Annotated in this window: 1 protein-coding gene; it reads right to left on the bottom strand. The window is 64.5% G+C overall.

Features of this window, described 5'->3' with window-relative positions:
• Window positions 1–276: phosphate signaling complex PhoU family protein (locus EW028_RS24550; RefSeq protein WP_305036198.1), on the bottom strand; the 276-nt coding region annotated here is incomplete at both ends.

The raw sequence follows: 276 nt of genomic DNA, 5'->3' as shown, positions 1-276 counted from the left end.
CACTGCTGTCCTTCCCATGTCCGCTACGACTGCCCGCGCTTCGGGCGGTACGGCCGACGTCGGGTGGCGCAGGCGCGCGATCTTGGCGATGTGGACGGCCAGTGCGCCCATACGTTGCAGACTTGCGGCGATGTGCAAACCGCCAACGGTAAATCGGAGGTCATGTGCCACAGGGGCTTGTAAGGCGAGAAGTGAGAATGACTTGTGTTCCCAGTCGGAGGCGGCCCGCTCGAGGTCGGTGTTCGCGTCGAGTACTCGCTCGGCGGTGCGAAGGTC

It is taken from the genome of Lysinibacillus sp. OL1 (assembly GCF_004332175.1).
In the GTDB taxonomy this organism is placed as follows: domain Bacteria; phylum Bacillota; class Bacilli; order Bacillales_A; family Planococcaceae; genus Lysinibacillus; species Lysinibacillus capsici.
Note: the sequence above shows the minus strand (reverse complement) of the source record. Positions and strands in the feature narration are given on the sequence as shown.